The organism is Flavobacterium fluviale, from assembly GCF_003312915.1.
GTDB classification, from domain to species: domain Bacteria; phylum Bacteroidota; class Bacteroidia; order Flavobacteriales; family Flavobacteriaceae; genus Flavobacterium; species Flavobacterium fluviale.
The window spans coordinates 4552823-4566414 of the sequence record NZ_CP030261.1; the positions used below are offsets into that span (position 1 = coordinate 4552823).

The 13592-nt window shown below is 33.8% G+C and carries 10 protein-coding genes; 6 read left to right on the forward strand and 4 right to left on the reverse strand.

Annotated features, from left to right (window positions below):
- The first annotated feature begins 60 nt into the window (after window positions 1-60).
- Together HYN86_RS19660 and HYN86_RS19665 are read left to right on the forward strand one after the other, a co-directional pair.
- Window positions 61-2034: a KUP/HAK/KT family potassium transporter gene (locus tag HYN86_RS19660; RefSeq protein WP_113679587.1), complete on the forward strand. Its 1974-nt coding sequence runs from the start codon at window positions 61-63 to the stop codon at window positions 2032-2034.
- 137 nt (window positions 2035-2171) lie between these two features.
- On the forward strand, window positions 2172-3386 hold the full coding sequence (locus tag HYN86_RS19665; protein WP_113679588.1) for an RsmB/NOP family class I SAM-dependent RNA methyltransferase: 1215 nt from the start codon (window positions 2172-2174) through the stop codon (window positions 3384-3386).
- Window positions 3387-3598: 212 nt separating this feature from the next.
- On the opposite strand, the gene HYN86_RS19670 is transcribed toward HYN86_RS19665, so the two are convergent.
- Together HYN86_RS19670 and HYN86_RS19675 are read right to left on the reverse strand one after the other, a co-directional pair.
- A complete protein-coding gene (locus HYN86_RS19670) occupies window positions 3599-4642 on the reverse strand; it encodes an AMP-binding protein (RefSeq protein ID WP_113679589.1) in 1044 nt (347 codons plus the stop codon).
- 4 nt (window positions 4643-4646) lie between these two features.
- Window positions 4647-5579, reverse strand: a complete 933-nt coding sequence (locus HYN86_RS19675) for a CPBP family intramembrane glutamic endopeptidase (protein ID WP_113679590.1) — start codon at window positions 5577-5579, stop codon at window positions 4647-4649.
- 114 nt (window positions 5580-5693) lie between these two features.
- Here HYN86_RS19675 and HYN86_RS19680 point away from each other — a divergent pair, with 114 nt between their 5' ends.
- Both HYN86_RS19680 and HYN86_RS19685 read left to right on the forward strand, forming a co-directional pair.
- Window positions 5694-6038, forward strand: a complete 345-nt coding sequence (locus HYN86_RS19680; RefSeq protein WP_113679591.1) for an arsenate reductase family protein — start codon at window positions 5694-5696, stop codon at window positions 6036-6038.
- An 89-nt stretch (window positions 6039-6127) separates the two neighbouring features.
- A complete protein-coding gene (locus tag HYN86_RS19685; protein WP_113679592.1) occupies window positions 6128-8575 on the forward strand; it encodes an outer membrane beta-barrel family protein in 2448 nt (815 codons plus the stop codon).
- 256 nt (window positions 8576-8831) lie between these two features.
- Here HYN86_RS19685 and HYN86_RS19690 read toward each other — a convergent pair whose 3' ends face one another.
- Window positions 8832-9011, reverse strand: a complete 180-nt coding sequence (locus HYN86_RS19690) for a hypothetical protein (protein WP_057116719.1) — start codon at window positions 9009-9011, stop codon at window positions 8832-8834.
- 341 nt (window positions 9012-9352) lie between these two features.
- Here HYN86_RS19690 and fumC point away from each other — a divergent pair, with 341 nt between their 5' ends.
- A complete protein-coding gene (gene fumC / locus HYN86_RS19695) occupies window positions 9353-10738 on the forward strand; it encodes a class II fumarate hydratase (protein WP_113679593.1) in 1386 nt (461 codons plus the stop codon).
- Between the two features lie 144 nt (window positions 10739-10882).
- Here fumC and HYN86_RS19700 read toward each other — a convergent pair whose 3' ends face one another.
- On the reverse strand, window positions 10883-12085 hold the full coding sequence (locus tag HYN86_RS19700; RefSeq protein WP_113679594.1) for an NAD(P)-dependent oxidoreductase: 1203 nt from the start codon (window positions 12083-12085) through the stop codon (window positions 10883-10885).
- Window positions 12086-12325: 240 nt separating this feature from the next.
- On the opposite strand from HYN86_RS19700, the gene HYN86_RS19705 reads away from it, so the two are divergent.
- Window positions 12326-13528, forward strand: coding sequence for a serine hydrolase domain-containing protein (locus tag HYN86_RS19705; RefSeq protein ID WP_113679595.1), 1203 nt, complete (start codon window positions 12326-12328; stop codon window positions 13526-13528).
- Window positions 13529-13592 lie beyond the last annotated feature (64 nt).

The window sequence follows — 13592 nt, forward strand, 5'->3', positions numbered from 1 at the left end:
TAATAGCTGCTAATTTGTTTTAAAACAGTAAATTTGCAACCGTCTTTTATAAAAATATACATGAGCGCATCGCATAAAAACTTACATAGTAAGTTGTCTATTGGGGGTTTATTGATTACTTTAGGAATTATTTATGGAGATATCGGAACTTCTCCATTGTACGTAATGAAGGCAATTCTGGGCGATCACACGATTAATGCCGACATTGTTTTAGGAGGTATTTCTTGTGTATTTTGGACCTTAACATTACAAACTACAATTAAATATGTACTTATAACCTTAAGTGCAGACAATCATGGAGAAGGCGGAATCTTTGCACTATACGCATTAGTCAAGAAAACAAAAATTCAATGGCTTATTGTGCCCGCAATTATTGGGGGAAGTGCGCTTCTTGCTGACGGAATTATAACCCCTCCTATTTCAATTTCATCTGCAGTAGAGGGAATTAGGGCGTTCTATCCAACAATGGAAACACAAACCATTGTCTACATTGTAATTTCAATCTTATTTGTTTTATTTACAATTCAGCAATTCGGAACTAAATTGGTGGGTAAATTCTTTGCCCCAATGATGTTAATTTGGTTTGCGATGCTGGGGACTTTAGGTACTATTCAAGTAATAAATTATCCAGAAGTAATTAAAGCAATCAATCCGTATTACGCTTATCATTTACTTTCGATTCATCCTGATGGTTTCTTTGTTCTTGGTTTTGTATTTTTATGTACTACCGGAGCTGAAGCTTTATATTCTGACATGGGACACTGTGGAAGAAAAAATATTCGAATCAGCTGGATTTTTGTAAAAACAACATTGGTTTTAAACTACTTCGGACAAGCCGCTTATTTAATTCACCATGAAGGAAGTACGTTACAGCAATTAGGCGGAGAAAACGGAAACCCATTTTACTTAATCATGCCGCATTGGTTTTTACCATTTGGAATTGTAGTAGCAACTTTAGCAGCGGTAATTGCATCTCAAGCGCTTATCAGCGGATCATTTACTTTGATAAATGAAGCTATGCGTTTGAATTTCTGGCCGAAAGTAAAAATCAAATATCCAACAGAAGTAAAAGGTCAATTATACATTCCGTCAATCAACTGGTTATTGTTTTTTGGTTGTGTTGGAATCGTTTTACATTTTGAAAAATCTGGAAACATGGAACATGCATATGGACTTGCCATCATTTTATGTATGATTATGACCACGATTTTATTGAATTATTACTTAATCATGAAACGTGTAAAATTATACTTCATGGTTCCGTTGATCACGATTTATCTTTTGATTGAATTTAGTTTCCTTTTTGCTAACATCACGAAATTTGCCGAAGGCGGTTATGTAACTTTGATCATTGCAAGTATGCTGATTTCTGTTATGACGATTTGGTATTTGGCTAAGAAAATCAACAAAAACTACACTAAAGTGGTTAAAATTGATGACTACAAACAAGTTTTAGTAGAATTGAGCCAAGATTTATCGATTCCGAAATACGCAACACATTTAGTTTATATGACGAATGCCAATCGCGTGGACGAATTGGAACATAAAATAATTTACTCTATTCTGCAAAAGCGTCCGAAAAGAGCTGATATTTACTGGTTTGTTCACGTAAATATCTTAACAGAGCCTTATAAAACGCAATATAAGGTAACTGAAATCGCAAAAGACGACATCTACAGAATTGACTTTAATTTAGGTTTTAGAGAGCCGACGAAAATTAATTTAATGTTTAGAGAAGTTATCAAAGACATGGTAAAACGCGGCGAAGTGGATATTACTAGCCGTTATGAATCTTTAAACAAAAACAATATTATTGGTGACTTTAAATTTGTTTTATCAGAGAAATTCTTATCCAACGACAACGACCTAAGATGGCATGAAAATATTATCATGAATTCTTACTTCTTTATCAAGAAACTAAGTTTATCTGAAGAAAGAGCTTTTGGACTAGACAGCAGTTCTGTAAAAATAGAGAAATTCCCAATGGTGCTTCATGCTCCAGAAAATATTGGATTAACGCGTATTATTAAATAAAAACGCTTTTAAACAATTCAAAAAAAACACTCTAAATTAGAGTGTTTTTTATTTTAATGAGAATCAGAGTTAAGATTCAGTATTAAAAATTTAACTTTCAATCAATTAATAGTACCTTTGCAACTCAAATATTAGAAATGAGATTACACAGAAATTTAGTTTATACTACCATCGACTCTTTAAATGCAATTTTCAATGAAGGAGAATATGCGGACAAAGTGGTAGCAAGAGCATTAAAAAAAGACAAACGTTGGGGAAGTTCTGACAGGAAATTTGTTGCTGAAACGATATACGAAATTGTTCGCTGGAAACGATTATATGCTGAAATTGCAGAAGTTAAGGAACCGTACGACAGAGACAATTTATGGAGAATGTTTGCTGTTTGGGCTGTACTTCGCGGTTACCCAATTCCAGATTGGAGACAATTGGAAGGAACTCCAGAGAGAAAAATAAAAGGCCGTTTTGACGAATTATCTAAAAATAGAGCACTTAAAGAATCTATTCCAGATTGGATGGACGAATTGGGCGTAAAAGAATTAGGCGAAAAAGTCTGGTCAAAAGAAATTGCTGCACAAAATCAGCCGGCGAAAGTTATCCTTAGAACCAATACTTTAAAAGGAACTAAAGAAAGCCTTAGAAATACTTTGATGGACTTAAATATTGAAACAGAATATTTAAAAGACCAGCCGGAAGCTCTTGTTTTAAAAGAAAGAGCCAATGTGTTTTTAACAGATGCTTTTAAACAGGGACTTTTTGAAGTTCAGGATGCAAACTCACAATTGGTTGCAGGATTTCTAGATGTAAAACCTGGAATGCGTGTTGTGGATACGTGCGCTGGAGCTGGAGGAAAAACATTGCATATGGCTTCTCTAATGGAAAACAAAGGACAGTTGATTGCAATGGATTTGTATGAAAGCAAATTAAAGCAGTTAAAATTAAGAGCTAAAAGAAACGGCGCGTTCAATATCGAGTACCGTATTATTGACAGCACAAAAGTGATTAAAAAACTGCACGAAAAAGCAGACCGTGTTTTAATTGACGCGCCTTGCAGCGGTTTAGGAGTTTTAAAAAGAAATCCAGATTCTAAATGGAAATTACAGCCTGAATTTATCGATAACATTCGTAAAGTTCAGAGTGAAGTTTTAGAAAGTTATTCTAAAATTGTTAAACCAGGCGGAAAATTAGTTTATGCAACTTGTTCCGTATTACCATCAGAGAATCAAGAACAAGTGGAGAAATTCTTAAAAACAGAAATCGGACAGCAATTTACTTTTGTTGAAGATCGTAAAATGCTGGCTTCAGAATCTGGTTTTGACGGATTTTATATGGCACTTTTGGAACGTAAGGCTTAAGTTAAATTCCAATATTTTTAAATTCCAAATTCCAATCTTTTAACGGAATAACTCAATATTTAAAATTCCAAATTCCAATCTTAAAACTTGGAATTTGGAATTTTTTATTTTCTGGTATTCGTACTACTTCGTTATCCAACTTTGCCAAAGTTCTAAACTCAAAGCATTGGAATTTGGAATTTTTATTTGAAATTTTTTATTTGGAATTTAAATCAAGATTGCAAAGTCGGCTTTCGCAGTAACTTTCCGTTTTCGTTTTCTTTAAATTTTGAAACAAAAACAATTTCTTTTGGTTTTTCGAATTTGCCTAAAACGTCAAAGAAATCGGCTGGAAAATCTTGTTTTTCGCCTTCAATGACCAAAACCAATTTTTCTCCCAAGACAGTATCAGGAAGTCCGGTCACGAAAAATCTGCTATTTATTTTTCCGATTAATTTAGCTTCAATCTGTTCTGGAATAAGCTTCACTCCTCCACTATTAATTACATTATCAATTCTTCCCAAAAATATAAACTGCTGTTCGTTTACTAATTCTACCAAATCGTTAGTCACAATTGGCTCATCAGAAATCGTAGCAACATTAATTACTAAACACTGACGATCGTCTTGAGATATTTTTACGTTTGGCAAGATTGAAAAAACAGAATCACCAAGACGTTTTGCCGCGATATGTGTGATAGTTTCTGTCATTCCATAAGTTTCGTAAATTTCTGTTTTAAGAGGCAAAAGCTTTTCTTCCAGAGAAGAATCCATTTTTGCACCTCCAATTATCAGTTTACGCACTTTTGAAAGTTCTTCAATTGAATTTTGAACCTGAAGCGGTACCATTGCAACAAAATCATATGTACTAGAATTAAAAGCCAGCGGATGAAGACTAGGCGAAACTACATCTAATTCTAATCCTAAAATTAAACTGCGCACCAGCATCATTTTTCCTGCAATAAACTGCGTAGGAAGACATAACAAAGCTTTATCGCCAGGCTTTAAATCGAAGAAATCGCCCGTTGCTAAAGCAGAATGTATCATTGCCTGTTTTTGTAATCGAACCAGCTTAGGAAGACCTGTGGTCCCTGAAGTTGTCATTTCGATATAGTCTTTTTTGTCGAACCAATCCAAAAAGAATTCCCCTATTGATCGTTCGTACGCATCTCCCTCTTTAACGTAGCTGTAAGCGACACGGCACAAATCTTTTGCATTTAAATGGTACCCATTTAACTTAAAATAATTGTGCACATTTCTATGGGTTAAATTTTGCATGACTTTAATTTATTACTTCAGTATTATTAATATTTCCAGTTAATCTTTCTTTCCAATTTGTCCAGCCGTATTTTTTACTAAAAATAAAAAGCAAAATAGGATATATAACTACAACAGGCAGAATAACATCAATTCCTGCCGATGGTTCTGAAAGATCTTTAAATAGAGAATTTGTTTGAAAAACCGACCAATCTGAGGTTACTAATAATGCTCCTATGAGATTGTTAGCGGCGTGAAATCCTAGTGCCAGCTCCATTCCTTCATCCATTAAAGTAATAATTCCTAAGAAAAGTCCAGTTCCTATATAATAAATCATAATTACATTGCCCATTTTAGCGACTTCAGGATTAGCCCAATGCATTGAACCAAAAATAACAGAAGTCATTAACAGCGGAAACCATCTATTACGGGCCAAATTGGCAAATCCCTGCATCAGATATCCCCTAAAAACGTATTCTTCTGTACTGGTTTGAATTGGAATTAAAATAGAACCTAAAAGAACTAAAATCAAAAAAGGAACTACTTTAAAATTGAAAACAAATTGTTCTGGAGATCTTAAATACACAAATAAGAAGCTGGCCAAAGAAAAAAATGTCCAAATAAAGAAAGAAAAACTAATTCGCTTCCAATCTACTTTTGGTCTTGAAGTCGTTACTGACAATAAAGTTTGATGATGAATGTACTTGACAACAAAATATATTCCAGCAAAAGCAAAGACAAACGAAATCATAACCAGAAAAAGAGTTACGTTAGGTTCAAACATTTTCATAATCGCTTTATCAGTCGTTGGAAAGGCTTTTTTTTCAACAAATGTTTTATAAAATACAGCAGCAGTAATCGGAATCTGCCCTACGAAAGAAGCTGCAATAATAAAAACAGATCCTATCAGATATTTCCAAAACTTATTTTCGGGTTTAATTCCTTGCTCTAAAAACATACATTAAAAATTTAAAAAAATGAGAATTCAAATTTGGTAAGTTAGCCTTATTTTTGACAGTGCAAAAATACTTCTTTTTGCTACAAGACTATTTGAATATCTAAATATAAGAAAATGATACAAATTTACCATAATCCGAGATGCGGAAAATCCAGAAACTGCCTAGCTTTTATTGAACAATCTAACCAAGAGTTTGAAATTATTCCTTATTTAACAGAAACGCCGTCTGTTGACGAGCTCAAAATTCTATTAAAACAACTCAATTTAGAGCCTCTTCAATTAGTTAGAACCAAAGAAAAAATCTGGATCGAAAATTTCAAGGGCAAAACATTAACTGACGATCAAATTATTAAGGCAATGGCAGAAAATCCAATTTTAATAGAACGTCCAATTGTTGTTAAAGACGGAAAAGCCATAATTGGCCGTGATCCCGATCTTATAGCTTCTTTTTTAGATTGATTCTAAAATACAGTATTAACATATTTTTGTGATTTTTCTCTTTAAACCAAAAACTACTTTTGCCGTCTAAAGAGAAAAGAAAACCAGAAATGAAAAAAATCAAATTTGCCGTATTACTTGTATTCTTGTTTACAAGTTTTTACAATTACTCTCAACAAGGCCCAGGTGGAAATAAAGTGAAGGTCACCGGAAAAGTTTTTGAAAAAATAAGCAAACAACCTTTAGAATATGCTACAATTTCTATAACTGCCCCAAACGATACTAAAGTTCTTGCTGGAGGTATCACCAATCCAAAAGGAGAATTCGAAGTTGCTATTGCTCCTGGAACTTATGATATTAAAATTGAATTTATTTCATTCAAATCAAATGAAATCAAACAAAAGAGCATTCAGAGTGATACAAACTTAGGAGTAGTAAATTTATCTGAAGACGCTGCACAGCTTAACGAAGTTGTGATTCGTGCTGAAAAATCATCTGTAGAAATAAAATTAGATAAAAAAGTTTACAATGTTGGTCAGGATATGATTGTAAAAGGCGGAAGCGTAAGCGACGTCTTAGACAACGTTCCATCTGTTTCTGTTGATACGGAAGGAAATGTAAGTTTAAGAGGAAGCGACAACATTCGTATTTTAATTGACGGAAGACCTTCTCAGGCTATAAACATGGCAGAAGCTTTAAGACAGCTTCCTGCAGATGCGATTGATAAAGTAGAAGTAATCACTAATCCATCAGCGCGTTACGATGCAGAAGGTGGATCTGGAATCATCAATATTGTTCTTAAAAAAGGAAAAAACCAAGGCTTTAACGGAACTGTTATTGCTTCAACAGGTTTACCAGAAACTTATGGTTTAAGTGCCAATGTGAATTATAAAACTGAAAAATTAAACTATTTCACAACTGCTGGATATAACTACAGAACAAACGAAGGAGCTGGTAAAACAAACTCTGAATATTTAAATCCAGACGGAACAACAAAAAGTTTCTTAGACGAAGATCGTGATACTAAACGTACGCGAAACGGATTTAACGGAAGAGCTGGAGTTGAATGGACAATTACTCCAACAACTTTCTGGACAAATGCCATCAACTATCAAAAAAACAATGGTGAAGACCGAGATTTAATCAACTATTATAATTACGATGCTGACAGAGTTTTTACAGGAACAACTTACCGTTTAAATAATGGTGATAGTGATAGTGAAAATGTAGAATTTACATCGAACTTAATTAAAAATTTCAACGATAAAGGACATAAATTGACTGCCGATCTTTCTATTTCAAGAAATACAGACGACAGCAATAGTACCATTACAGATTCTCCAAGATTTGACACTACTTTAAACGATCAAATCCAGAAACAAGTTTTATTACAAGCCGATTACGTACTGCCATTAGGTAAAGGCGGTCAGTTTGAGGCTGGTTATAAAGGAAGCTTTGGAGATTTGAATAATGTGTACAATGTAACAGACAGCGAAGGTGTAGTAAATACTAATTTGTCTAATACATTAGAGTACAAAGAAAACATCAATGCGCTTTACACACAATATGGTTTTAAAGTAAATAAATTCTCTTATTTATTTGGTTTAAGATGGGAAGACACTAATATCGAAGTTAACTTATTAGACAACAGTGATTTCAACACTAAAAAATACAACAACTTGTTTCCAAGTGCTTTTGTAAGTTACGAAATCTCAGATCAAAGTAATTTCTCTGCAAGTTACAGTAAGCGTTTATCTAGACCAAGAGGACGTTTCATGAACCCTGCAGTAAACTATGCAAGTAACATCAATATCTTTCAAGGAAACCCAGATTTAGACCCGTCTTTAACAGACAAATATGATATTGGATATATTAAAAGATGGGACAAAGTAACTTTTAATACTTCGGCTTATTTTGAAGATACAAAAGATGTTTTCAGCTTTGTGAGATCTCCTACAGGAGACGAAGTTAACGGAGTTCCGGTGATCAAAAGTTCTCCTATCAACTTAGGTAAAGAGCAAAAATTTGGTTTTGAATTTACATTTAACTACACTCCATTCAAATGGTGGAAATTAAACAGTAACTTCAACTTTTTCAACGTAAAAACAACTGGAGAAAACAGTTATACAGATACACAAGGAAATCTTATTGTTCAGAATTTAGATAATCAGGCTAATTCTTGGTTTGCAAGAATCAACTCTAAGGTTACGCTTCCATACAAAATTGACTGGCAATTGACAGGAATGTACAATGGCGAGCAAAAAACAGCTCAAGGTAAAAACCTAGGAATGTTCGGAATGAATACTGCTTTAAGCAAAGATGTATTAAAAGATAAAGCTACAATTGCATTCAATATCAGCGACATCTTTAATTCTAGAAAAATGAGATCTTATACGTATTTGGATAATGTAAATTCATACAGCGAATTCCAATTCCGTAAACGTCAATTTAATTTATCATTCACTTACCGTTTCAACAAAGCAAAAGGTGAACGAGATAAAAATATGCCAAAAAACAATGAAGGCGGCGGAGAAGGCGGCGGAGAATTTCCTGGATAACATTAGTTAAATTCCAAAATTCAAATTCCAAATTCCAATCTCTTCGAGATAAATTATAATACAAAAAATCCCAAATCCCAATCTTATAAATTGGAATTTGGGATTTTTTATTTAACCTTTTATATCTGGAATTTAGAATTTCAAGAATTGGAATTTTCCAAATGAAATTGGAATTTGGAATTTATAGTATTGGAATTTATTTTTTTTGTGCAGCAAAAAAAAGAACCCAAAAGGGTTCTTTTCTTATGACATCAATCTAGTATTTAATAGATTGTTCTTCTTGTCTTTTTTTAGCTCTCTTTTCTTTGAACATTTCCCAGCTTGCTCCCGTAACCCAGTAAGATACGAAACCAACTAAGAAAAACATTAACCAAAACCCTATAGTTAGTATGGTTAAGAAAAGTAAAAAGCCTAAGTACTGTGAAAATTCAAACATGTTTTCCGGAATTTTTGAATGTTACGACAAATGTAGGGTATATATTTTTTCTCAGCAATAAAATCTAAATCAATTTTCGTTAAATAACATTTATCCGTATATTTATACTCATTTTAAATAAGCTTTTTTTTGAACGTGAAACCTTTTAAACAGAGAGTTCATTCAAATCATAATAATTTTCAGAAGCTGTTTCCTGCTGTCCGCTGTATCTTTTTGTTTTTAAAGAAAAAACAAAAAGGATGCCGCTTCCATCAGGGCTAGGGCACTCATTTTCAAAAGAAGTTTCAATTTTTAATTCACAAACATTTCAAATTTTCAAATAACATTTTACAAACAAAAAAATGAAATACCGTATAGAGAAAGACACCATGGGAGAAGTTCAAGTCCCAGCCGATAAATATTGGGGTGCACAAACAGAACGTTCTAGAAATAATTTTAAAATTGGGCCGTCGGCTTCAATGCCAAAGGAAATCATAGAAGGTTTTGCTTATCTAAAAAAAGCTGCAGCTTATGCAAATTACGATTTAGGAGTTCTGCCAATAGAAAAAAGAGATGCTATTGCTGCTGTCTGTGATGAAATTCTAGAAGGAAAACTGGATGATCAATTTCCTCTGGTAATCTGGCAGACAGGTTCTGGAACGCAAAGTAACATGAATGTAAACGAAGTTATTGCAAATCGCGCACAGGTTCTTAAAGGTTTTGAAATTGGCGAAGGCGAGCAATTCATCAAAGCCAACGACGATGTAAATAAATCACAATCATCCAATGATACTTTCCCAACCGGAATGCATATTGCCGCCTATAAAATGGTTGTTGAAACAACTATTCCGGGTGTTGAAAAACTGCATGCTACCTTAGCTAAAAAAGCAGCAGAATATGCAGATGTTGTAAAAATTGGACGCACGCATTTAATGGATGCAACACCTTTAACATTGGGTCAGGAAATTTCTGGTTATGCAGCACAATTAGCTTTTGGCTTAAAAGCCCTTAAAAATACTTTATCACACTTATCTGAAATTGCCTTGGGCGGTACCGCAGTTGGAACGGGATTAAATACGCCAAAAGGCTATGATGTAAAAGTTGCCGAATATATTGCTGAATTTACGAATCATCCTTTTGTAACAGCAGAAAACAAATTTGAAGCTCTTGCTGCACACGACGCAATTGTTGAAACTCATGGAGCTTTAAAACAATTAGCCGTTTCATTAAATAAGATCGCAAATGACATCAGAATGTTAGCTTCTGGTCCGCGTTCTGGAATTGGAGAAATCCATATCCCAGAAAATGAACCTGGTTCTTCTATTATGCCAGGGAAAGTAAATCCAACACAATGTGAAGCCCTTACTATGGTCTGCGCGCAAGTTATCGGAAATGATATGGCAATTGCCGTTGGAGGCATGCAGGGACATTACGAATTGAATGTTTTTAAACCAGTTATGGCTGCGAACTTTTTGCAATCGGCACAATTATTAGGCGACGCTTGTGTTTCTTTTGATGAGCATTGTGCGAAGGGAATCGAACCGAATCACAAACGCATTAAAGAATTAGTAGACAATTCATTAATGTTAGTAACTGCTTTAAATACCAAAATAGGCTACTACAAAGCTGCCGAAATCGCTCAAACCGCGCACAAAAACGGAACTACTTTAAAAGACGAAGCTGTTCGTTTAGGATATGTTTCTCCCGAAGATTTTGATGCTTGGGTGAAGCCTGAGGAGATGGTTTAGTTTTTTTTGTTTCAGGTTTCAGGTTTCAGGTTTCAGGTTTGAAATCATGGATGAATAGAAATGACTTATTATTAAAAAAGGGAGAAAATTAAAATTTTCTCCCTTTTTTAATAACGTGACACTTGAAACCTGAAACAAAAACTCTTATTTCCCGTCGACATAATCTTGCAGATAACTAAATCTCGCCGTCAATTTACCGTTTTCTGTGATTTGTGCACGCTTTAGGATTCCCTCTTTATCGCCGTTGAAGAAGGCTGGAATTACGTGTTCCATAAATTGTTCGCCAAAACCTTCGCTCGCATCTTTCGGAATTTCACATGGAAGATTATCGACTGCCATCACTGCAACTGCTGCTGGATGGAAGAAATCGACTTCTTTATCTTCTAAAGGAAAATATCCGTACAAAGGTTCTGCAATTGTCGAAGAACGAACTGTACAGGCAATCGGGCCATTTACATCGCAGGAAATATCTGCTACAACTTTTAACTTACAATCGCTGGCATTCAGCATTTCCTTAGTTAAAATCATTGGTGCATTGCTTGCATAAAAATGACCAGAAAAATAGATATCAGAAACTTTAGTAAATCTTTCAAAATCAGATTCGTATTCTTCTGGATGATTTACAAAATCTGTAAAATCCAAAACCTGTCCGTCTTTTCTTTTATTATATTCTAAAACATCAAGCTGTACATAAACAGCCTGAGCATATTTTTTCGTCAAATAATTGTCAACTGTAATTTCTTTTACTTTTATCGCGTCCAAAATTTCTTTTGCTCCGCTCCCAACCTTTCCAGTTCCCGTAATCACAAATTTTAAAGCAGGCATTGTAATACGTTTCAAATGCATGATCATCGCTTCTTTTCCAGAAAGTGTTTCAGCTTTAGGCAGTTTGAACAATTCAAATTTAATTCCGAATGCACGAATTCCGTTGTAAACGCCAACCATTCCAGCATATTTTCCAAAACCAATTAAGCGGCGGTCATTTTCATCAACAATAGTTTCGTGATCATACAAATCAATATTTTTTTCTAAAATCGCCTGAAGTAGTTTTCTATTATGAGGCTGTTTTTTAATTGTATGAGAAAAAAAGAAATAAGCCTTGTTTGGAATCAAGTCCTCAACTGGAACTTCCTTCACCCCAAATAAAACATCACAATCCGAAACATCATCAGAAACCGTTATTCCCATGTTTTTGTAATCGTCATCCGAAAATATTCTAATATCTGAACTTTCGACCTTTACAACAGCTTCGTGATATAACTGCTTTAATTTTGTAAGTTCATTTGGAGAAAATACAACTCTTCTATCTGGCGGATTTTTTCTTTCTTTTATGATTCCAAACTTCATTTAAAAATGATTTTAATATTCAATAATATAACTTTTTACATTGTATTTGTTTCAAATATAACAAATTTAGTTAAATTTTTCTTTCCAAAATACTATTTAGAATGCTTCAAAAACGTTACAAGCTGAAAAACAAACAAGTAAAATTTACAATTCTTAAAATTATGTTAAAAAAAGTAATTTAAACCGTCTAAACTGAGAAAACAACAAAATTGAATTCGATATATTTGTTTTTAAAGAACGATGCAAATGATTTTCCTTAAAAAAACAAAGATACCACAAATACTTTTCTCAATCCTAGTTTTGAGTTCATGTGGCAAAGACAAAAATAAACAAACCGCTAATACCCCTGCAGTCGAAGATACATTACCTAAAATGAAACCGTTAGGTCCTGAAAAGAAAATTTCACAGGCTTATAAAAATTCGGTTACTGGCAGAATTAACCATTTCTATAATAAAAACTGGCCGAATAATTCGATGAACGGAAGTTTTTTAGTCGCTAAAAACGGACAGATTATTTTTGAAAAATACAACGGATTTGCCAATAAAAATGAAGGTACTAAAATAACTCCAGATACACCTGTACAGATTGCCTCAGTAAGTAAAGTTTTAACAGCAACGGCGATTTTAAAATTGGTAAATGCAGGCAAAATTGACTTAGACCAAAAGGTAAATACGATTTTAAAAACATTTCCATACGAAGACTGTACGATCAGAATGCTTTTGAGCCACCGTACAGGAATGCGTAATTATGCTTATTTTACAGACCGTGACAAATCGGTTTGGGACAGACATAACCAATTAACTAACAAAGATATCCTGGATATTTTGGCCACTAAAAATATTGGTTTGGAATCTAGAACTGGAACTCGTTTTAGTTATTGCAACACCAATTATGCTATGCTGGCACTTATTATCGAGAAAGTTGTTGGTTTGAGTTTCAAAGAAGCAATGGCTGAGATGATTTTCAAACCTTTAGGAATGACTCACACCTATGTTTTTGACGATGATAAGGACAGAAAAAAAATTGTTCCATCATACAAAGGGAATGGTGTAGAAATTGGTTTTGACTATTTAGACAATGTGTATGGAGATAAAAATGTTTTCTCAACGGCAAGAGACCTTTTAAAATTTGACCGCGCGAGACAATCACCAGATTTTTTAAAACCTGCATTATTGAAACAAGTTTACACTGGTTACAGTAACGAGCGCAAAGGCACTAAAAACTACGGTCTTGGAATTCGAATGATTAACTGGGAAACTGGGCAGAATTTTTACTTCCATAACGGATGGTGGCATGGTAATACCTCATCTTATATCACTTTAAAGAAAGAAGGAGTTACCATAATTGCACTTTCTAATAAAATGACAAGAAATACTTATGCTGTTCGAAAACTAGCGCCAATTTTCGGAGATTACCCATTTAATTTTAAAGACGAAGAATAAAATAGTCATAAAGTCAAAAGTCGAAAGTCTTAAAGCAAAAAGACATAACAGCCCTCAAATATTT

Excerpts from the sequence above, each read along its gene's own strand:
- HYN86_RS19660 (WP_113679587.1), top strand. The coding sequence starts at position 61 with ATGAGCGCATCGCATAAAAACTTACATAGTAAGTTGTCTATTGGGGGT.
- HYN86_RS19665 (WP_113679588.1), top strand. The coding sequence starts at position 2,172 with ATGAGATTACACAGAAATTTAGTTTATACTACCATCGACTCTTTAAAT.
- HYN86_RS19670 (WP_113679589.1), bottom strand. The coding sequence starts at position 4,642 with ATGCAAAATTTAACCCATAGAAATGTGCACAATTATTTTAAGTTAAAT.
- HYN86_RS19675 (WP_113679590.1), bottom strand. The coding sequence starts at position 5,579 with ATGTTTTTAGAGCAAGGAATTAAACCCGAAAATAAGTTTTGGAAATAT.
- HYN86_RS19680 (WP_113679591.1), top strand. The coding sequence starts at position 5,694 with ATGATACAAATTTACCATAATCCGAGATGCGGAAAATCCAGAAACTGC.
- HYN86_RS19685 (WP_113679592.1), top strand. The coding sequence starts at position 6,128 with ATGAAAAAAATCAAATTTGCCGTATTACTTGTATTCTTGTTTACAAGT.
- HYN86_RS19690 (WP_057116719.1), bottom strand. The coding sequence starts at position 9,011 with ATGTTTGAATTTTCACAGTACTTAGGCTTTTTACTTTTCTTAACCATA.
- fumC (WP_113679593.1), top strand. The coding sequence starts at position 9,353 with ATGAAATACCGTATAGAGAAAGACACCATGGGAGAAGTTCAAGTCCCA.
- HYN86_RS19700 (WP_113679594.1), bottom strand. The coding sequence starts at position 12,085 with ATGAAGTTTGGAATCATAAAAGAAAGAAAAAATCCGCCAGATAGAAGA.
- HYN86_RS19705 (WP_113679595.1), top strand. The coding sequence starts at position 12,326 with ATGCAAATGATTTTCCTTAAAAAAACAAAGATACCACAAATACTTTTC.